This window comes from Arthrobacter sp. 10T413_2, from assembly GCF_056394205.1.
Window position 1 is genome coordinate 16514 of the sequence record NZ_JBFTHK010000002.1, and the last position, 21156, is coordinate 37669.

Annotated in this window: 10 protein-coding genes; 6 read left to right on the plus strand and 4 right to left on the minus strand. The window is 59.6% G+C overall.

The window, feature by feature from the left end:
• Window positions 1-43: 43 nt before the first annotated feature.
• Entirely contained in the window at window positions 44-2278 is a 2235-nt protein-coding gene (locus AC1DBQ_RS00740; RefSeq protein ID WP_476926661.1) for a GmrSD restriction endonuclease domain-containing protein, read from the minus strand.
• A gap of 324 nt (window positions 2279-2602) precedes the next feature.
• Between AC1DBQ_RS00740 and AC1DBQ_RS00745 the strand changes: the two genes are divergently transcribed.
• On the plus strand, window positions 2603-3280 hold the full coding sequence (locus AC1DBQ_RS00745; protein ID WP_476926662.1) for a hypothetical protein: 678 nt from the start codon (window positions 2603-2605) through the stop codon (window positions 3278-3280).
• A gap of 367 nt (window positions 3281-3647) precedes the next feature.
• Here the strand turns inward: AC1DBQ_RS00745 and AC1DBQ_RS00750 are convergent, their stop codons facing one another.
• Window positions 3648-4418, minus strand: coding sequence for a CBS domain-containing protein (locus AC1DBQ_RS00750; RefSeq protein ID WP_476926663.1), 771 nt, complete (start codon window positions 4416-4418; stop codon window positions 3648-3650).
• Between the two features lie 347 nt (window positions 4419-4765).
• Between AC1DBQ_RS00750 and AC1DBQ_RS00755 the strand changes: the two genes are divergently transcribed.
• From AC1DBQ_RS00755 to drmB, 5 genes are all read left to right on the plus strand, one after another.
• Window positions 4766-5875 carry a DNA cytosine methyltransferase gene (locus AC1DBQ_RS00755; RefSeq protein ID WP_476926664.1) on the plus strand — a complete coding sequence of 370 codons (1110 nt, stop codon included), beginning with the start codon at window positions 4766-4768 and terminating at the stop codon, window positions 5873-5875.
• A gap of 116 nt (window positions 5876-5991) precedes the next feature.
• Window positions 5992-10653 carry a DEAD/DEAH box helicase gene (locus AC1DBQ_RS00760; RefSeq protein ID WP_476926665.1) on the plus strand — a complete coding sequence of 1554 codons (4662 nt, stop codon included), beginning with the start codon at window positions 5992-5994 and terminating at the stop codon, window positions 10651-10653.
• Complete coding sequence (locus AC1DBQ_RS00765) at window positions 10643-12448, plus strand: UvrD-helicase domain-containing protein (protein WP_476926666.1); 1806 nt, start codon at window positions 10643-10645, stop codon at window positions 12446-12448. Before AC1DBQ_RS00760 ends, AC1DBQ_RS00765 begins: the two co-directional genes overlap by 11 nt.
• A gap of 4 nt (window positions 12449-12452) precedes the next feature.
• Window positions 12453-15659: a helicase-related protein gene (locus tag AC1DBQ_RS00770; protein WP_476926667.1), complete on the plus strand. Its 3207-nt coding sequence runs from the start codon at window positions 12453-12455 to the stop codon at window positions 15657-15659.
• The gene (gene drmB / locus AC1DBQ_RS00775) at window positions 15652-17742 is read left to right on the plus strand and encodes a DrmB family protein (RefSeq protein ID WP_476926668.1); all 2091 of its coding nucleotides are present in this window, start codon (window positions 15652-15654) and stop codon (window positions 17740-17742) included. Before AC1DBQ_RS00770 ends, drmB begins: the two co-directional genes overlap by 8 nt.
• Window positions 17743-17818: 76 nt before the next feature.
• Here drmB and AC1DBQ_RS00780 read toward each other — a convergent pair whose 3' ends face one another.
• Together AC1DBQ_RS00780 and AC1DBQ_RS00785 are read right to left on the minus strand one after the other, a co-directional pair.
• Window positions 17819-18814: a protein NO VEIN domain-containing protein gene (locus AC1DBQ_RS00780; RefSeq protein ID WP_476926669.1), complete on the minus strand. Its 996-nt coding sequence runs from the start codon at window positions 18812-18814 to the stop codon at window positions 17819-17821.
• A 43-nt stretch (window positions 18815-18857) separates the two neighbouring features.
• Window positions 18858-21155, minus strand: a complete 2298-nt coding sequence (locus AC1DBQ_RS00785) for a 3'-5' exonuclease (protein ID WP_476926670.1) — start codon at window positions 21153-21155, stop codon at window positions 18858-18860.
• Window position 21156: the final 1 nt, after the last annotated feature.

The following is a 21156-nucleotide window of genomic DNA, read 5'->3' on the forward strand; positions in this document are numbered from 1 at the left end:
GATCCACTGAGTTGCTTCCGACAATTCGTCGATTAACCAAGAGTTATTCGACGTCAACCTCGCCTGCGCTCTCTGCGGCGACCAGTTCGGCCTCGATCTGCTCTGAGACTTGGGCGTCCACGCCGACCTCGTCTCCTTGGTCATCTTCGCCAAGGCTGGCGCGGTATTCGTTGCGAACCTCCCAGAGCGACTTCCCAGACCCTTGGATTTTCCAGAATCGCCAACCATTGATGCCGCCCCGATACAGGTCGGCCGAATTGACAGCCACCCCCGCCGCGGACGGCGTGTCATAACCGACATCGCCGACAAACACGCGCCCGTCGAGCCCAACCGCGGCGGTCGCGCCGTTCAGGACAGCGGGACGAGCTACGAGCACGGTTCCCGGCTGAATAAGCCCCTCCGAGACAAGCAGAGCCAGGTCGACTTCCCCCGAAGGTTCTGGCTGCTCCGGCTGCGCTGCGAGTCCAGTATGTCCTGCTGGGGCAGGCCAAACCTTTAGGACCGACGCCGCGAGCCTCGCCGTACGCGCAGTGATCGCCGTCTCGTCCCAATTGGTCGGGGCGGCCTGAATGACATCGTTCGTGAGGAGCACGTCGTTGACGTGCTGAAAGTGCTCTACCTTCGTCGCCCATGACCCGTTTGAAACCTTCGAATTCAGTTTCTGGGTCACCAAGGTGAGATTGCCCATTTCATGCAGAGTGCGGTCACGTGACGCCGCCTTCATTTCAGCATCGTCAGGCGACCAAGTATCCGGCCAGTTTGCCCGCCACTTCCTAGGGAGGAAGTGCTCGACCGTACCGACCCCACGCGCGATCGGCCCCATAGCCAGTGCATTCCAATCAGGGTAACCACGGCGGTAGTCTTCGAGCGCTTCAAGGATCATTCGGAGTCGAGCCCGGAGATACCTGTTGTATGCGGGTGCGCCCTTCAGCGCCGAGGTGACCTCTGCGTCGTCCGGCCAATACCCGACCGGCGTCTTGTTCGAAGCGAGGTAGGACTGGACTTCAATGGCCAGACGATCGTGCGGCTGCTTGCTGAGGTGGACGAGGAGGTCGACCATGAATCGGTTTGTGCCCTGCGAGGGCGCTTTCACGATCGCGCGGCGGACGAACCAGCTTTCGAGGTACTTGAGGATCTGGCTCTTTTCTTCTTCCGGAACATCGAGCTGTGGCTCCTCATCGAGCCAGATCAACAGTGGTCGCACGACCTCAGAATCAAGAGTGCCGACGCGGTAACTGAACCATTGTGCCCTCGTCAACGGACCGTTTACCGCCTGCGCCCCCTCGATCACGAACCGATATCTATCCGCCGCCGTCTTGATCTCAGGTAGCAAAGTGGACAGGTCGGACCGCTTGTCGGTCACGTAGCCCTTGAACTGCGTGAATAGCTCTCGAATCGGGAAATCTTCCAGCAGTCGGGCGCGCAGCCAGTGCCAGAGGAACCAGGACGCGCGCGCGTGCGAGATGCGTCCGGCCGTCACCTGCGTGACCCACCACGGAGTCTCGAGTTCAGCCCAGTTACTGAGGTACGCGACTTCGACTTCCGCTTCGGTGCCCGCGTGATTCTGGAAGATGAAGTTCTTGATGAGGTCCGCGGCGCTCAATGGCTCGCCCCGTGCATTCAGCGTCTCAAAGATCGCCTGCGCATCCTCTGTCGCGTCGAGGCGAATGCTCACGATCTCGAGCTGACCGGACACGGCATCAACGAGGAGCTTCGCGCTGATCTCGAGCTCGTCCGCTTTGTCGAGCCACACGCCTATGGAATCGCTGAAGTACTGATGCGCCTCAGCGAGCCGCGATGGCACGACGCTCGAGTAGTCAATCGGAGCAGGGGCGCTCATGACCGATTTAAATCCCACCCGGTCGAGATTCGTCGGCCAGACCTTATAGCGGTCCTCAGGCTTCTTGAGGAAGGCGGCCGGATTGACGATGAGCGGCTCGACCTGTGCCGCGAGCATCGTCAGACCGCGGTCGTCAAGCTGTGAGTGAAGTGAGTCGAGGAGGATCTGGAGCGTCGTGAGTCGCTGCTGACCATCGATGACACTCCACTCCTGCATTGTGCCAAGCGTGGAAGGCAGTTGCTGTACGACGAAAGCGCCGAGGAAATGTGTGGCGGCCGGGTTTTTCGTGGCCAGCACATCAGCGAGCCGCGCTATGTCCTCCCACAGGGGCTGCCATTGCCGCTCCTTGGACCAGACGTAAGGGCGCTGGAAAAGAGGCACCACCATTCTCGAGGGCTGATAAAAGACCTCCCTCGGATTGACCTTCTCGGGCTTCATGCCTTGTTCTCGTTCGTCGCCATGACTGCACATTCCTAGCTGGGTGAATCAGTTGTCATCTGCTGTCATCGGCTTCCCCAGGAAGGGGTGGTCCGAGACAAGCCCATAGCTGAACCTACACAGCGCGGCTGGTGTTCAAGATCACCAACGGTGTCGGCGCGCCGTGCCACTCCGATTCTCAGCTGAATGTCGCAGCTCACCGGGCAGGAGTCCCACTACAAGGCGGCGCTCATTACACGCCAATTCGGCCTCAACAAAAGTTGGTCACCCGCCTGCCTCACTTCCACCTCAAGGTATAGGCTCGTGGCGAGCCATGGAGGGGCAATGAATAAAGACAAGTCGAAGTTCCGCGAAGTGCTGGTCGAAGTCGCCGAGTACGACAAGGACGGAAACCCCATCCCCCTCGACTCGCTGAGTTCGGGTGGGGCCCGGAACGCCGACGGCTCTCTCATCACTCAATACCGGAATCCGAGGCTTCCGGAGCCAGCCAACGAGCCTGAGGTTGACCCTGAGTTTGACGAGTGGCTGAACCGTGAACACGACGCGCGGGTCAAACGCGAAAAAGAGGCCGAGGATCTCCGTATCAAGGAATATGCGGAACTCGCCAACCTTGTTCTTGACAATGTCGTGAAACCGTACGCGCGGCAAGTCGTCATTCCGCGGGCGACGGAGCTGTGGAACACCACATTACTGCCCGGGGGCAAACGGTTTGGGCAGCGTTGGATCCGCTCAAAGAAGAGCCAGCCCGAGATCCCAAACGTGAGCGGGGATGCGCCTGAGTTCCCGGCCGGGACCGTCGAACCGCTCGTAAGCAGCCACAACACCGACCACATCGTTGACATGTCGCCCATCCAAATCGGCGACGAGGACACCCCGCTGGTCGGCGTGATCCACGTAGATGAATATTGGAGCATCAATCCGCCGAGGGCCTCAGCGGCGTTTGACGTTACGGGGAACTGGGCAAACGTACGCCCAGTCGAAAATCGTAAATCACACCCTTAGCGCTATCCAGCAGGGAACACGGCTCTGATCGTTGATCTCGCAGCCATCCTTCCTTATGGGATGCGAGACTTCTCGCGGGGATCTTGCTTCTGGAGGCCTCTATCCATTCCTCGATCTTGGGCAGGAACGGGTCCGTAACCGGCCTCGATAGACCGGTTCCGCGATCGGCTGGCCCGTGTCTCGGGCAGCAACGTGCCTGGCCACCATGTGGTGCGAGCGGCAGGTGAGGGCAGTAGCCGCCTGCGGGCAGTTTTCCATGGCCGCTAACATATGCAGTTCTTGTTGCCGCAACCACAGCGGTTTTCACGCATTCGCCTAAGACGACCCATGAGCTCGTCGGGTATTGAATCTCGGGAGAATGACGGGGCTATCTCACTTCTGATCCAATTCCGAGCGACGTCGGCGCCGCGTTGAGCCTGTCGGCAGTGTGGGCCAGGATCTGCAAGTTCTCAATCTTCTCTACAAATTTGCCCACATCGCGTACGCCGGGGCCGACAAGAGGACGGGCCGGGTGCATGACGTCATTTCGAAAGTCCGAAAGCCCAGACTTGAGACGTTGCCAGCCGCGGCCTGCTGGGAGTGCCTCACGGAACACTGCGTCCTTGCCGGCCAGTCTCAGCAGGTCCTCCAGACTGCATGCGGCAATATCATCGATGTACTGGTCCGCTTCCCTGAGGCTGCTTACGAGTACCGCATGGGCAGCCCGCCTAGCTTGGGTCAAGTGCTCGATCGCAAACTCTTGGCGATGAAAGCGGCCACGCAAGAAGTCAGACAGGCCGATTTCCACCGACGCGAGTTGAAGATAGGCGAACGATCTCGCCAGCGTTGAGCCTAGATCGGAGGGAGTTATGAAGCCCGAAATACGGCTACCTGTCAGGACGAATATAAAGTCATGCTCATCGAGCTTCCGTGCCAATTCTAGTATCGGAGTATCCGCGGAGATCAGCTGACCAATCCTGAGCGCCTGTGTGCCCTGCGCGACGCTAGCGGGCGCTCCCAGGCGGCTAAAGATGCCAACGGGCTCTCCGTTATCGACTACGGGGCAATAATCAAACTGCTTTTGTTGCATGCGAAGAATGAGCGGCTCGATTGGCTCCTGGGTTCCGCAGACCATCGCTTCAGAGAGCGGCCACGCCATGTGTCGCGCCTCCATCGAACCCAAAACACCCCTGAGTTGCGTCAAGTTGTTGTCCCTTCAGACGATTCAGCTTGCAGCGGTCCTCAGACCTCAGGACCAAGGAAGCTGCCCTAATCATCGGATATGCCGGCACCATCTTTCCCGTTGCCCCCGTCTGAGACGTTACGCTGTTCTGCCGCCGGATTGCCGAGCGATTTGCGAGAGGACCGGTTAGACTCGCGGAAAACAATTCATTTGGCTCGTCCCACCGCGAAGCACAGGCTAAGACGCCGCGCGTTGAAGGTCAGTGTACAGCCGACAAGTCATTGGGCTGCTGCGCGTGTATGAGCCGATATTCTTAATCCACCATGACTAAGACCCCCGTTCCGCCAGCCGCTCCTTACGGCCGCAAGAAGACCGCCAAGTCCATCACGGTTCTAGACCTCTTCGCCGGAGCGGGCGGGCTAACCCAAGGCTTCTACGCTGCTTCTCCCCGGTTCGTCACGGAACGTGCTGTGGAGTTCGAGCCGGCAGCGGCGGCGTCGTTCGCTGCAACGTTCGGCGATAAGGTCTACCCCGGGCCGATTCAGGATTGGCTCGTCAAAGAACCCGTTCCCGAAGTGGATGTCGTGATCGGTGGACCGCCGTGCCAGGGCTTCTCTCAGCTAGGCAAGCAGGACCCGGACGATGTCAGGAATCAGCTTTGGCGGCCGTACGCTGAAGCGCTTCGCAGGGCCAAACCGAAATACTTCATCGTCGAAAACGTTCCCGCTTTCAGTAAGTCGCAGCAGCTCCAGGACTTCCGAGACGCCACTGGCAAGGATGGCATCATCGGTGATTACTCATTTCAGTGGCATGTTCTAAACGCGGCTGATTATGGGGCTCCGCAAGCACGCAAAAGGGCCATCCTTATTGGGCATCACCGAGATCTGCCCTTCCCCGGATTCCCCATGCCGACGCACATAGGTCGTCACCGTACGGTGCGGCAAGCGCTGAAGGGCCTAAATTCCCAGGTGTCAGCGACAACGCTCCCGGAACGAACGACAGAGTTCGCTGGGAGGATCTTTGCTGGCGCTTTCCGTACTTCCGAGCTGCATCTCGGGCGTGACTACGCCCGGGAATCTCTTGAACGGTTCGGGTGGATCCCTGAAGGCGGAAACAGATTCAATCTTCCTGACAGGCTCAAAGCGCCATGCTGGATAAATCATAAGTCGGGCTCCGGCGACGTCATGGGGCGCATGCATTGGGACCGCCCCTCGGTAACCGTGCGAACCGAGTTCTTCAAGCCCGAGAAGGGTCGCTACCTCCACCCGACAGAGCATCGGGCAATCACCCATCTCGAGGCGGCCAAGCTGCAAGGCTTCCCGGACGACCGCATGTGGGTCGGGTCTAAAACGGCCATCGCCAAGCAAATCGGCAACGCTGTTCCGACGGCTTTGGGTAGAGCCATAGCAGGCCAACTAGTGCAACATTTGTAGAACACTTCGTTTCGCAGACCGAGCTTCGCAGAAAAGTCGCCTCTCAATGGTAAATATTGTCGTGAAGACTTCGGCGGGGGCCGAGAGCACTTATCTCGATTTGGGGGACGGAACCGATGATGGTTCAGCAATCATGGGCGGGGACGGCTTCGCCGCTGAGCCAGTTCGTTGCAGCAGAAACTGAGAGCGCACTCAACGCGTATCGGGTCCGCCCGGACCTCATTCGCGAACACAGCAACATCGAGGCGGCTATCTCCCAGGGCGGCTACGGTCGCAAGCAGCTCAACGAACTTGTTCAAAACGCTGCTGACGCCATAAAGGAACCGGGCGGCCGCATCCGGGTCGTCCTGACCAAAGACGCGCTCTACTGCGCGAACGAGGGACGGCCCTTCACCGAGGCGGGTTTTAGGACACTAATGTTGTCTCATTCCTCCGAGAAACGAGACGACGAGATCGGCCGGTTTGGCCTCGGGTTCAAATCGGTTATTCAGGTCACCGCAGAACCTCGGATATTCAGCAGAAGCGGATCGGTTTCGTGGAGCCAGGATCAAAGCCGCAACCTTCTCGAAGGCCTGTACCCGGGTCTGACCGCCTATCCCATTCTTCGTCTGGCCACTCCGGTGGACCCCGACATCGAAGCCGCGCAGGACCCCGTCCTCTCTGAGCTTTTTGAGTGGGCCACCACGGTGGTCAAGCTTCCCTTGAGTGGCAGCGTCTCTTGGCTCTCGGACGAAATGAAGAAGTTTCCCGAGGAGTTCCTCCTGTTCTCCGACAGAATTGGTTCCCTTGAATTTGAGGACAGGGCCCAAAACTCTTCCTGGACCTGGACAGCAGCGCGGGACGGCAATCGTGTCAGCCTCTACGAGGGCGCCAACAGCAGCGAGTGGCTGATATTCAAGAGTAAGCACGAAGTCAGCAACCAAGCTGCGGTCGAGGCGGGAAGCATCGTTGCGCGACAAAATGTCGACGTGACTTGGGCTGTTCCGTTGACAGGCAACCAGCGGCGCAAGATGGGCCGCTTCTGGAACTACTTCCCGACTCAGCACGAGACTTCGCTTCGCGGCATCATTAACGCGGCCTTCAAAATGAACGAAGACCGCCACAGCATGCTGGAGACCCTCTACAACCGCGAAATTCTTACCCGCACGATTCCTCGTATGGTGGCAAGCGCCCTGCCAGACCTCGGAACACCCGAAGATCCAGCTTTGTTTTTGGATATCCTCCCGTCGCGTGACAAGGAGTCAAGTTCGTGGGCCGACTCTGTAATCAACAAACCCATCTTTGAAATCCTGCCATTCGCACCGAGCCTGCCGGACCGATCAGGCGTCCTCAGGCTCCCCAGCGAAATCAAAGTACAACCTGCCCTGGAAGAAGCCACTAGGCTCATCGCTCTCTGGGACTCATGGGTCACTGCGGACCGGCACTGGCTGCACCCGTCAGCCCTGCGGCGGGACTCTCAGGTCATGCGCATTTTGAAGGAAGCGAACCTCAAGCGCGCATCCATCGAAGAGTGGCTGGAAGAAGTTGTTGCAGGTGGAGACCTGCAGGACTACGAGAATGCTTTGCAATTAGCTGCCCTCATCGACAAGTCTTACAGCGACTATCGGCCTGCAATGCGGCGCAGTCGAATTGTGCTGATGTCGGACGGGAGCGTCCAACCACCAATCATCTCGAGAGTGTTCCTTCCAATGAAGGCCGACGATGAGTCGGCCAACGTTGTGTCATACGAACTTATGCATCACGGGAATGCGAACAGCTTCCTGCGTGCGCTCGACCTTCAGGCCCAAGACGGCCGGGGCATCGTCAGCCGGGTAGCTAGCGACGTCGCTCAAGATTACCTAGATACAGAGCTGGCCGGATCACTCTGGAAACTAACTCGGTCACTCGCCGTCCCGGAAAGTCTCTCCATACTGAATGAGAGGACGGATCCTGCAAGAATTCTGGTTCGCTGCCGCGATCATAACTGGCGTCAGCTGGGTGATGTTTGGCTACCGGGTGGGTTGATTCCCCAAACCAACATCGGGGATGAGCATGTTCTTGTGGACGACCAGTTTCACGCCAACGACATCGCCCTACTGCGCAACCTGGGCGCACGAACGACTCTTGCGGACGCGAAGATGGTCCGAGCCGGGGGCACATACGATTTGTGGAAAGCCCGGGAGGCTGGCCGCCTTTCGGATCAGTCCCGCAATGGACTGGCCCGTCTTTCAGAGGCAGGGATCCGATTCAGCCAGGCCTTGACTACGGATGGTCTTCACCTCTTGGCTGATGCGTCAGCATCGACCCGGGCGAAGGTCACCCGCACTATTCTTAGCCGGCCACAGTACCCGACCAAAGTTGAGTTCAGCAGCGGCTTCCGGGCCGCTGAGACCATCGACGGACCGGACCTTTGGTGGGTCAAGAACCACGGCGCCTTTGATACGCCGCTGGGGCTGGTAAACACGAACAAATGTGTCGGGCAAGTCGAGGGGGTACCCACGGACTATTTGCCGTTTCCTGGTGAGGAGGAAGCGAAAGCGCTAGGTCTGCCGACCGACGTACGCAAGATCCAATGGAGTTTCGTCTATTCGCTTGCTGAACAGCACTTACCGATGCTGCAAGTCCACGAACTCTATGGGGCTCTCGCCGTCCTCGACGTACGTCCACCTAAGGAGCTTCTAACTCCTCTGAGTGAGGGACGAAACTCGCGGTACCTAACTTCAGACGTAGTTCTGGCAGTAGACCTCGCGTCCCGCGACTACCTCGTCGAGTCAGCTGGCGTTCCAGTTCTCTACACCGGTCACTCGGATCTCGATGAAGCGCTCACAGAGCGTTGGGGTCTCAAGCCGGTCACCGTTGAGTTTCACACATCGGTCAGCGCGGCCCCCTTAGAGGGGGAGAAACCCGCAAGTATCAAATCGCGGTTTCCGTTTCTCAAACGCGCGGCGAGTGAAGTTTCTGTTCAGACCCTGTGTGTTCCTTGCGCATCCGTCGATGAAGTCCGCACGAATAGCTTCGACTCACGTTCCGAAGCCACGCCAAAGGCGTCGTATCTTCAGGACGGAGTGCTCTACTACCGCGCGCCCCAAGGCGATCAGGCATTGCTGACAACCATTCTCGGCGCCTTTGGAAGCAAGAAGGCCGCCTCACAGGTCATGCAGACGATGCGCCAGCTCAAAAAAGATGACGCAGCGAACACTCTCATCATTAACGCCGGCAAGCAAAAGACGGATGCAGGCAAGATCGCCGAGCTGGTCGGCCGCGACACCCTTCGGAAGCTCATTCCCGACGCAGTCACGAAGATGCTGGAAGCACGAGACCTTGAACTGACCGACGAACGGCTGTTCGAAATCGTCAGCAATTTGCACGGCAGCAGCCTTCTCAAAGTGCTCAAGCCTGCACTGTCGGAAGCGGGGATCGAAACACCGGATCAATTCAGCGGCGGCCGCACCGCACAGGAATTTGTTAGAGAGCTGGGCTTCTCGCCTGCCATGGCTGGTGCGTCCATCAAGAAGAAGCCCGAGCGCGAAGAATTTGTAGGACCGGTCGGCTTGAATCCACTTCACCGGTACCAGGAAACCACCAGCAGGAAGATCTGCGACCTCCTCGCCGGGCGCACGAAGCACAGCCGCGGCTTGGTTCAGTTGCCCACGGGGGCCGGCAAGACCCGCGTAGCCGTTGAGTCGGTTATTCGGGATATCGCAGCTTCCCCCAAAGAGCAACATCGATTGGTCATTTGGGTTGCTCAATCTGATGAACTTTGCGAGCAGGCCATCGAAACGTGGACCTATGTGTGGCAGGCCGCTGGGCCCCCGGGTGAACGAATGGCTGTGAGCAGACTCTGGGGTGGAAACAGTGCTGTTCGTGAAGAAACTAAGCTTCACCTCGTGGTGGCGACTATTCAGACTCTTTTCAGCATTCAACAAAAGAAGCGTCAGATTTACGACTGGATGTCGAACCCGGACCTCGTCATCATCGACGAGGCCCACGGTGCGACTGCGCCATCGTATACCTCGGTCCTCTCATGGTTCGGTCGTTCGTTCCACGAGAAGTCGAGGTCACTTCTCGGACTCTCGGCCACCCCCTACCGGGGCTCGAATGAGACGGAAACCGAGCGACTCGTTGGACGCTTCGACAAGAACCTCATTGAACCAGACGAATTCAGCGCGGAGAACGCCCACGAGTACCTCCAAGGCATGGGCGTTCTAGCCAAGGTGAACCACGAAGAGCTGAAAGGTATCGAGCTCAAGCTGAAAGACATGCGCTCGGCCACGGACGAGGATTCCCAAAGCGCCATGCTTGAGGCCCGGATCGACCTGCAGCAGGTAGCGGACAGCACCCAACGAAACGAAGCCATTCTGGACCACATCAAGGCTTCGGAAACGAAGGGGCCGACTCTGGTCTTCGCCGCTTCGGTTGAGCATGCCGAGGCTCTCGCAGCTGTCCTGTCAGTTGAAGGCATTCCAGCAGCCGCCATCTCCGGCAAGACCGATCTGGGCCACCGGCGTTCAATCATCGAGGACTTCCGCAACGGAAAGATCCGCGTGCTGACCAACTTCGATGTGCTTACCCAAGGCTTCGACGCACCCAAGGTCGATGCCGTGTACGTTTGCCGCCCGACGTTTTCTCCCAACAAATACATCCAGATGATCGGTCGAGGTCTCCGCGGACCACTCAACGGAGGAAGCGAAGAAGTCCTGATCGTCAACGTTAAGGACAATTTGGATCAGTACGGTCAGAAGCTGGCGTTTACCCAGTTGGACTACTTGTGGAAGAACGAGGCGATAAGTGTTCGCTGAGATAGAGCTCGACGAAAGTCAGCGAGCGGTCGCGGAAGCGGAGCCTGATGCACGGATGTTCGTCACGGCTGCAGCCGGCCAAGGCAAGACCGAGGTCCTGCTGGCTCGGGTGAAGACATTGGTGGAAGATGGCCTCAACCCCGCCGATGAAATTTTGGTGCTGAGCTTTTCCCGGGCCGCCGTCGAGGCTGTCAGGAAGCGAGCACGAATCCATGATCTTGACGGGCTTCAAATCCGAACCTTCGACTCCTTTGCCGCGCAGATTCTGATCGACATGGACGAAGAGACTCTGGGCGACAGCTTCGACGCCCGGATCCGAAAAGCCACCAGATACATCGCCGGTGACAAGACGCCCGATAGGCTCACATACCTGAAGCACATCCTGGTCGACGAAGCTCAGGACCTCGTGGGAGACCGCGCGGAGCTCGTTTTGGCGTTGTTCTCCGCCCTCGGCGACGACCTTGGATTCACCGTGCTCGGCGACCCATTGCAGGGAATTTACGACTTCCAGTTGGAAGAGTCCGAGTCCAAACGCACCTCGGCGGAGCTCATCGATACCCTTGTCGAGGAATTTGACGCCGATCAACATACGCTGGCAAAGCACTATAGGGCGGTGACCGACCGCACGAGGGAGCTCATCTCCGTTGGCGACGAGATCCGCAACCTGGGAGCACTCGACGACCCAGCGTGCGAGGCCGCACACAGCCTCCTTGACGACTTCCGCAGGGAAGTTTCCAGCACCTCCGTACTAAACGAGTCTGGAGCGCTCAGCCCGAATGACGGCGACACAACAGCCCTACTTTGTTCGACCAACTACGAAGTCCTCATCGCGAGTGAACTTCTGTGGGAGAACGGATATCCGCACCTGATCCGGCGGAAGGCGCAGGACATGAGTGTGGTGCCGTGGGTTCATCAGGTCTTCAGAGATCTGGAAGACAGGACGTACGACGCCGACGAGATCAAGTCCCGCCTGCACAACCTTTCCGGAGAGGCAGCAGCCGACCGCTGGCTCGCGTTGAAAACAGCCGAGGGCAACTTCTCCGCGTACGACTCCCTGAATGTCCCCCAGCTCAGCCAACGACTGCGCAGCAGGTCGGTCCCTCTGACGCTCACAGTGGCCGACGTCGCTCCGCTGATCGTTTCGACGGTGCATCGGGCCAAGGGGCTCGAGTTCACCAATGTCCTCTATCTGCAGCCGGAGTTTGGATCTCCCGCCGCAGAGCAGAACGCAGCCACATTGAAGCAGAAGTACGTAGCCCTTAGCCGCGCTCGAGAAGAGGTCGTCTCGACCAAGCTGCCGAAGAAGATCCTCAAGCACGCCGACGGGTCCAGGGGACGATGGCTGGAGAAGGCTTTCGGGAAGTACGGGCAGTACACGGCGCGGATGGAGTTCTTGAACTCCGACATCGACGACGTTTCGCCCTATTACCCCGCAGACGGAGACGCTCACGCCGTTCAGGACGGCCTTGTTCTCGATGACCTTCTGGGTGAAGTCGTGTCCGGCCGCATTGAGTCCCAGCCGGAGCCCGGTGAAATTCCTCGCTACGAGCTGACCACGAGCGACGGCCGCCGACTCGGCCGAACCAGCCAATCTTTTGCGTTCGCGCTGAAGAGGAGTTTCGGTTTCAAGGGCAACCGCAGCCAAGAGTGGCCCACTGCCTTTACCGGCGCCCGGGTCACATCCATCGAGTGCGCCACCGGCCATCCGGAGGAAACGAGACTCGCCGGGCTCGGTTCCTCCGGTATGTGGTTGGTGCCGCGGCTTACCGGACTGATCAGGTGGATCAAGGATTAGGAGAATGACAGTGTCGACCCTAGACAGCAAATACGCCTTCCGCCGCGAAATGGTGGACCGGCTTGTAACGGACCTCTACGGGCCCGGTGCTTCCGACGAGCTCATCACCGAGCGCCCCCTTGAGCGCTATGTCACGGGAGTACTCTGGCCGGCGGCGGACGAGACCTATTCAGAGGCGCCCGATGAGCCTGAGTCCGTGGCGGCTGCTTCTGGCGAGGCCTCCGTGGACAGCCCTGTGGCCAACGCCCGGCTGACTTATCCCAGCAGTGTGGGCTTGACCGTTTCCGTTGACACAGCACTTTCTACGGTTCTGCTCGTCTCGCCCACTGCCGCCAGGTATGCCCCGGTGCCTACCGTCCGGGACAGCGGCAGCAAACGCCGCGATGCATATGACTGGCAGCGTACGCCAGCGGAACTACCCGAGATCGTGATCGACCTGGCTTCAGCTGGGCCCCAGCGGCATTTGCTGGAGGGCGGAGCCCTGGAGCTGTACGCATTGGTACGCACTCCTGAAGAGGCGGTCGTCACCGTGACCGTGGTGCTGCGGAACACCCAGCCCAAACCTGACCCGACATCAGATAAAGACGTCGCGTGCTGGTTCCAGGCTGGACTCTCCGTTCACACCCCGAATCCCGCTCTTGTGGATCGTTCGAAGCTGCGTACCAACGTTCCTTCGGACCCCGACCTGGCGTCGTCCGAGCTCCTCTACCGAAACCACATGATCTTCGGCGCCGGGCACGGCTGCGCGGTCGAGGTGGAGGTGTCCGACGTTGACGGCCGGCTTTGTCAGCGTGTTACAACGACGTTCGTCCCCCGGCAGGATGTCCACCGGTCCATGGCTGGCGTCAGCGGCGCTAACCTATCGCTGTCGTTCATGGGTTCCGCGACGCGCGACGAAGTCGTCGCTCAGCTAAACCTGCTCGCGCAGGACTACTCATCGTGGATCACGGCATCCAGTGACTCGATGACAGCAAACGGTCACTCCCATGTCCCGCAGCACTTGCGGGGTGTCGCGGCCGAGCATATGAAGCAAGCGGGGACGGCCCACGGCCGAATCAAGGCGGGCATCCTGCTGCTTCTCAACGACGAGAAAGCTTTTGAGGCGTTTCAGCTGGCGAATCAGGCCATGCACATGCAGCGTTCGCGTCAGGACTGGGTGCGAATGGGAGGCAAGGGCGAGTTCGTACTCGGCGCCCAGGCGTGGCGCCCGTTCCAAATTGCATTCATCCTCATCAACCTGCCGTCAGTGACCGACGATCAGCACTCAGAACGCGATGTTGCAGATCTTCTCTGGTTCCCCACAGGCGGAGGAAAGACCGAAGCCTATCTCGGGCTCGTCGCCTACCTTCTGATACTTCGGCGGCTGAGAAACACGAGTGTCCGGGGCGTGGCCGTGATAATGCGCTACACACTCCGGCTTCTGACGATCCAGCAATTTGAGCGTGCTGCCATGCTCATTTGCTCCCTGGAATCTGTGCGGCTGGAGAACCAGAATAGGGTCGGCGATGCACCGTTCGGCATCGGGCTCTGGGTAGGCGGAGGGGCTACGCCCAACGACATCGCTACTGCCCGGACGAACCTAGGCAAGCTTCGGAACAACCAGGAAGTAGTTGAGGGAAACCCGAAGCAGATCGAGGCCTGCCCTTGGTGCGGCACTCGGCTCACGGTCGATGACTATCGGATCGTCAAAGTGCCGTCCGACCGGATGCTCGTCAGCTGCTCCAACAAGGCGTGCGAGTTTGTGGACGGCCTACCCGTTCACATCATCGACACAGACGTCTACCGGGAACGTCCCGAACTCGTGATCGGGACCGTGGATAAGTTCGCCGGTATGTCATGGCGGGGGGAGATCGCAACCCTATTCGGACGTTTGTCTCCCGCCGATCTTGGCCCGGATCTCATCATCCAGGACGAACTGCACCTCATCTCGGGACCGCTCGGTTCAACCGTTGGCCTCTTTGAAACGGCGGTCGACCTGGCGGCCAGCGGCATCGGACGTGAAGGTGGCTCCGCCAACCGAAAGCCCAAAATCATAGCCTCAACGGCTACGATTCGACGAGCCAAGGACCAGATCCGATCCGTCTTCAACCGCGAATCCAGTCTATTTCCGCCGCCGGGGCTTGACCCGGATGACTCATTCTTCGCCAACAAAGCGCCCTCCGACCAGTTCGGAACGCGGCAATATGTCGGCGTTCTCGCATCCGGTACGAGCCACGCCACGCTCATGGTTCGCACCTACGCGTCCTTACTTCACTCATCCAACGTCATCGAAGGGGCTGCAACCGAGGACCGCGACCCCTACTGGACGCTGATCGGCTACTTCAACAGTCTCCGCGTGCTTGGCTCGGCATACCTTCAGGTGTACGACGATGTCAGAGCCCGCTTGAATCTGCTGGCCAAGCGAGACGGCAGGCTGGAGGGGCGTGGGATCCAACTGAGTGAGCTCACCAGCCGTGTGGAAAACCACAAAATTCCGGAGGCGCTAAAGTCCCTCGAGAAGAGCTTGATGAGTAGCCAAAAGCCCGAAGACGTGGTGCTGGCCACCAACATGATCTCGGTCGGTCTGGATGTGGATCGTCTAGGACTGATGGCCGTCATGGGTCAGCCGCAGTCGAGCGCTGAGTACATCCAGGCGACCAGCCGGGTCGGGCGCCAGCACCCGGGTCTGGTCGTCACGATCTTCAATGCAGCGAGAACACGGGACCGGTCGCACTATGAATCGTTCAACGACTTCCACGGTGCTCTTTACCGTGCCGTGGAAGCCACGAGTGCCACTCCGTTCGCGGCTCGGTCGCGAGACCGCGGACTGCACGCCACGCTTGTCTCGGCGCTGCGGATGCTCGTGCCCGAATTGCGGGGCACTGCTGGCCATGTCAGGGACGAGTCCCCGGCAGTGGACGAAGTAATGTCCTGGATCGGCAACCGTGTAGATGCAGTGGACCGGGAAGAGGCTCCCGCAACCCGCGAGGAGCTCGAGCGGCTACTGAACCTCTGGCGAAAGGCTGCGCTGGCGGACGCCGACCTGCCGTACGAAGGAAAGAAGAATTCGCCTCGCTCCCTTCTAATCGATTCCAGCAAGGCCCTCGAAGATCCCGACTTCGTATACAGCACGAGCAGCATTCCCTGGCCGACACCGCGAAGCATGCGCGACGTTGATGCAGAAACCGCCCTTCGGCCGGCCCCTATGAGGAAGGACGCCTCCCTTGGCTAGAAAGACCTACGCTGCCCGACGCAGCCAGTTGATCTCCACGTTCGGGGTAGGGAGCCTCTTCCCCGCCGAAAACAACAGCTTCATGATCACAAGCATCGATCAGTGGGACACGAAGCATCTGAAGCCGGTCAGTGAGCCCCGCCTGGCCCGTAGCTTGAGGGTAACCGAGCTTCTGCTGCCGCCAGCGGGCGCGCGCGGGAAGATTCCGGTTGTCCGCTTTCCGCAGATGCTCGTGTGCCCCAGCTGCAACCGGCTAGGACGTATTCAGCAGCTGCAGGCCTCCTACGAAGACCCTAAGTGTGGCTTGTGCAAGTCCCTGGCACCGCTCACGCCGTCCCGCTTTGTCGTGGCATGCGAGGACGGACATATCGATGACTTCCCGTATTCCTACTGGGTGCACGGTTTCACGCCAAGCGGCGACTCTGACCATCTGCTATCGCTCGCTTCCGAGGGCCGCACTTCGTCGCTCGCCGACATGGTGGTTCGGTGCTCGTGCGGGAAATCTCGGACTATGGCAGACGCGTTCAACTCCGTCGCGCTAAAGGAAATGAAGTGCCAGGGAAACCGACCGTGGCTCGGTTATGGCTACCGGGAACGCGACTGCGGCAAAGCGCCCAAGACGGTTCAGCGTGGCGCCTCGAATGTTTGGTTCCCCGTGGTTCGGTCCGCGATTTCCATTCCGCCCTACTCCGAGTTTCTCGCCAAGGTGGTGACGTCAAAAGCCACCCAGCTTAGTCAACCGCAGGCTCTGGAGCCCGGCTCCACCTGGGTTCTTGAGGGCGTGGTGCAGGAATTTGACGGCCGCTTCTCAGCTGACGAACTTCGCGCAGAAATTAAGCGCCAATTCCACGGCAATGAGGAAACTGAGCTCTCTGAAGAACAGCTCAGGGAGCAAGAATTCCTAGCGCTGATGAACGGGCGCCGGGACAGCCCGGACACCGACTTCGTCGCCGAGAAAGTGGCAGTGCCTGAGGCCCACCAGCACTGGATCAATGCCGCCCGAAAGGTCACCCGGCTCAGGGAGGTCCGCGCACTGTACGGCTTTAGCCGGTTGCATCCAAGGAGTGAAGACAAGCCTGACGCCAAGCTGTCGCCGCTTTCACCTGACGACAACCGCCAGAACTGGCTGCCCGCAATTGAGACGCTGGGTGAGGGACTCTTTGTGGCTCTGGACCGATCACAGGTTGAGGCTTGGGCTGAAACGGACTTCGCAGCCGGCAGGGAGAAAACCCTCCGCCTAAACGCGAAACGTGCGGCTGAGCAGCGCGGTCAGGACCCGGTTCCCGTCAGCATCGTGGAGACCCTGATTCACACGTTGTCCCACATCATCATCGACCAGCTTTCGCTGGACGCCGGCTACCCTGCGTCATCGATTCGCGAACGGCTCTATGTGGGTCCGGATCAAGTCGGAGTGCTCTTGTATACGGCATCGTCCGACTCTGCAGGCAGCCTGGGCGGCATCGCTGCACAGGCGAGCCCCAGGCGCCTCGGGCCTGCTTTGGACGAAGGACTGTTCCGCACGTCGTGGTGTTCAGCGGATCCTGTCTGCATCGAATCCCGCGGTTCTGGTACCGATGCACGTAACCTGGCCGCCTGCCACTGCTGCGTCCTTGTGCCGGAAACAAGCTGTGAGCTGTTCAATTCCAATCTCGACCGGGGGTCACTTTTTGGCGTCCATGGTCAGATCGGGCTTGGTTTCAAGGATTGGGCAGCGCTCAACCCCATCGCCGTGGCTGGCGTTGAGAAACCAGGCGTTTCGGACGTACCCCTCAACGACAACATCCCTCTCAGCATTCGTCAGAGCCCGTGGCTGACGGTCTTCTCCGAATCCGGTCCCGAGCTCCAGGAACTCATTCCCGAGCTCGTGGAAGTCGATGTAGAGCTCGGGGATTGGGGTGCCGACATCGGCCCCGACAACCAGTGGCAAGTGGATCTCTCGTGGGCGACTGCGCGCGTGGCAGTGCTTGTCGAGCGGGATGACGAACGTGATGACTGGCTCGCGGAGCAGGGGTGGACTACCTACCACACGAACGATTTTGCACCTGCGGACCTCGCAGACAAGCTTGCCGACAAGGTTTACTGACATCTTGTTTGGGGGGTCGGACCTCCGACCCCCCAAACAGGTTGAGCTCCAGTCCATGTCGCCTTAAATCGGTTGCTTAGTCCAGGAAGTACTCGTAGCTCAGCGGCTTCAGGTTCTCTGGAGATGGCCGCCAATCGGGGTAGACGCTCATCGTCCCGTTATCGGTGGCGATAGAACCGTCGAGGTGGCGCTCCCACTGGATGTCCGCCACCACTACCAGGTCCGTCGGACCATAGTCATTTGCGTGCGTCACCTCGTTGCGCGTCAGGATGACCTTTTGTACGTATCCCTGGGAACCCTTGACTTCGATGTGCCGCTCTTCGTCTCCGCGTGTGGCGAGCAAATCGTAGGACCGGTAGGCTCCGACGTCTTCGACGCTGTACCCGGCTGCTTCGTAGTGGGCGACTGCCTGCCGGACTGCCTGCATCTCGATCGCCTTTTTCAGTATCGGGTCAGCACAGAAGCCCGCGTAGCGCTGCTTCACGCCGTTCTGTCCCCCGACCGGCGGCGCAACGAGCGGAATGTCGAATCCGCCCCAGTCGCTGTCGGGCAGCAGACCATAGACTGCTTTGATTACTTCCGCGGGCAGTTTGAAGAGATAGCCCTGATTTGGTTTGAGTCCGCTAGTGGGATGCTTCTGGAACGGAAAGTAGATCGTGAGGCCGGCCGTGTCCGTAAAGTCGCGTTCAAGGTCACTTTTGACACCAAGAATGTCTTCCTGGTGGTCCGCCCGCAGGTCTGTCAGCAGGTATGGCCGGGGAAGCGCGGTGTACTTGGTGAGGGGAATCGTGTTGGCAGGCTTACCGAACCAGTCCCCCGCCCGGGGCTGCAGCTCGCCCGCCACAATCGAGGCGCCGTACATCCCCGATTTGAAGCCCATGGGATTGTTTTTCCCCACCCAATGAAGAACGACATCGCCAATTCGAACGTCGTGCATCAGGTCGTATCGGGACGTATCCGGAGCGATGAGCTCGCTCCCCCACGTGTCAACGTTGACCAGTTCCATCCAGTAACGCTGCGAGGCATCGCCGTCCCACCAGCGCGCTTTCTTCCCAGCCGTGCTAACGGTCATTACTCCCCCAATTGGTTGTGACTGACATTGATAAGTATTGAAACTAATTTGTACCAAGCAGCTCTGATGGTCTCCCGCTCCACGACACAACCAAACCGTCGCGGGCACGCGTTGCCGCGACATACAGCAGCGATCGCTCACGGAGAATGGCGTCGGCCTGCTCAGCCGGCGCCAGGTCCCTCACCTGATAGGAAGCCGGCAGGGTTTGGTCCGAAATCCCGAAAAGAACAACCCTAGTGAACTCCATGCCCTTGGACCGGTGCATCGTCATTACTGACGGCACACCGGGCATCGTCGCCGCACCCGCTGTCCTGGCTTCAAGATCGCGTTCGTTCAGCCCATTGATAACTTTGCCGACCTGGAAATTGGAGCGCACCAGGATTCCGACGGTCTCCAGCGGCACCCCTTCGTCTTTCCACTTCCGCAGATAGTCAGCAAGGTTGTCCAGTTCCTCAGCGATGGAAGCGGAAGCTACTTCTTCCGGCCGCGGCCCTACCCGCGAAGAGGTATAGCCATTAATTGACTCCTGATCGCCCTCAATATCCGACACCGAGGCTCCGCTGAGAAGTCCGACGGCGTAGGCCAGGTTCTGCCGGGTGGTGCGGTAATTCAGAGTTAGCCGGCGCGATCGGCCGACGATGCCAATTCCGAATCGGGACAACGGGACCTTCTGGCCATAGATGCGCTGGTGCGAATCCTCCGCGATGAACAGGTCATCCGGTCCCTGCTGGACCAGCTCGCGGAGAAACAGCCAGTGGCCGGCGTGCAAGTCCTGCGCCTCATCGATCAGTACATGATCAAGAAGACGTGCTCCGCTGGCCTCTGCACGCTGGCGAAGCACCAGAGCAGCGAGGTGCGCCAGCTCCACAAACGAGGCATGCATTTCGATCCGGTTGTAGTACCGGTAGGATTCCACGACCTTCCAGACTGCAAGCCGTTTCGCCCGGTTCAAGGCCGTGCCGCGACCAGCGCGGGGCACCTTAAGATATTCGTCCTTGCCGCTGATGAAGTTGGGCAGGATCACCGTCTCGTACTCCTGCTGGAGGAATGTCGGATTGGCGAGCTCGAGTTCCAGCTGATGATCCACGTCGGCCAGGGCTGACTCCCACTGCTGGCGGGCACTTTCAGCGTCCAGAATCTTCCCCGGCGCGGAGACCTCCAGCCCGAAAAGATCCTTCATGGCACGGCGCTGCTCCGTCTCCTGAGCACCGCGAAACACCTTGCTGACGAGTGAATCAACACCAGAGACATGGATGCCGGGCGCTCCTGGCTTTGCCGCCCGGGGAAGGTCAGCATCCAGCTTCGACAAGCCGCTTTCCAACGAATTAGCAAGGGTCGTTGTGTAGGTGGTCAGGACAATTCGGGATGCCGGTTCAGCCGTGGCAAGCATCCTCGCGCGGTGGAGAAGGACCACGGTCTTGCCCGTTCCGGCACCTCCAGAGAGGCGGAAGGAACCGTTGTAATGGCGTTCGGAATAGACACGCTGTTCCGGATGAAGGAACGTGCGCCAGGAATCGAAGTCTCCCCCCTCGATGACCTTTTTAAGCTCGTCGGAATTGTCACCCACGAACGTGAACTGCATCTTCGTGGCGGGATGCTCCAGTGACTTCCGGATCTTCTCCTCTTCCGTCGCCTGCGGGTCATCCACGTAGCGGCTCAGCGCCAGCTTGTCCTGGACCTCCTGGATGGACGTGCCGGCAGCCAGCTCAAGGAGCGCAGTCGCCTGCCACTCCGGCGCCTCGTCCAAGACGTCCAGGAGTTCTTCGTCCGAGGACGCGTCGAATGCCCGGCCCACAAGATCCGCGGCGAGGCCAAGTTCTGACACCAACTCAGCCGGATCCATGCCGCAACCCAGCAGCGGGTTGACCCAGGCTTCGGGGGCTTCCTCGCGAGGTGACTCCGGCTCCTCCCCAGGCGCCTGACCTTCGACGTCGGGTTCCGGCGTCGGAGCATCAGGAACAACTGGCGTTACAGGAGGAACCGGCGGGACAGGAGGCTGCTCGCCGTCGGGCGTGGATGCCCGGATGACCTCGAGGACTCCGTTAACAGAGTTCACCTGAAGCACGCTGGAGCGGGCGATGTCGATCGCCTCGTCGTGCGGCCAGGCACCATAGTAGAAGTAGTGCGGGATGGTATCGAAAGCCACTTTGAAGAGCACAGCCCGGTAGTTCAGGTCGATGCGGCCGGTCCGCACACGGGGGTCCGCAGGTGTATGCATGGGTTCGATGTGGAGCCCGGGCGCGGTGTCGTCCTTCTGGAGCTTCTCGAAGAAGGAGTACACCTTGCTCTTCATGGTGCCGTCGATCTTGTCCTTCTGCTTGATCCATGTCACCAGCGCCATA

Bases quoted from the DNA above. Each gene is read 5' to 3' on its own strand.
- AC1DBQ_RS00785 (WP_476926670.1), bottom strand. From the start codon at position 21,155: ATGGCGCTGGTGACATGGATCAAGCAGAAGGACAAGATCGACGGCACC.
- AC1DBQ_RS00770 (WP_476926667.1), top strand. From the start codon at position 12,453: ATGACAGTGTCGACCCTAGACAGCAAATACGCCTTCCGCCGCGAAATG.
- AC1DBQ_RS00760 (WP_476926665.1), top strand. From the start codon at position 5,992: ATGATGGTTCAGCAATCATGGGCGGGGACGGCTTCGCCGCTGAGCCAG.
- AC1DBQ_RS00755 (WP_476926664.1), top strand. From the start codon at position 4,766: ATGACTAAGACCCCCGTTCCGCCAGCCGCTCCTTACGGCCGCAAGAAG.
- AC1DBQ_RS00745 (WP_476926662.1), top strand. From the start codon at position 2,603: ATGAATAAAGACAAGTCGAAGTTCCGCGAAGTGCTGGTCGAAGTCGCC.
- AC1DBQ_RS00780 (WP_476926669.1), bottom strand. From the start codon at position 18,814: ATGACCGTTAGCACGGCTGGGAAGAAAGCGCGCTGGTGGGACGGCGAT.
- AC1DBQ_RS00750 (WP_476926663.1), bottom strand. From the start codon at position 4,418: ATGGCGTGGCCGCTCTCTGAAGCGATGGTCTGCGGAACCCAGGAGCCA.
- AC1DBQ_RS00740 (WP_476926661.1), bottom strand. From the start codon at position 2,278: ATGAAGCCCGAGAAGGTCAATCCGAGGGAGGTCTTTTATCAGCCCTCG.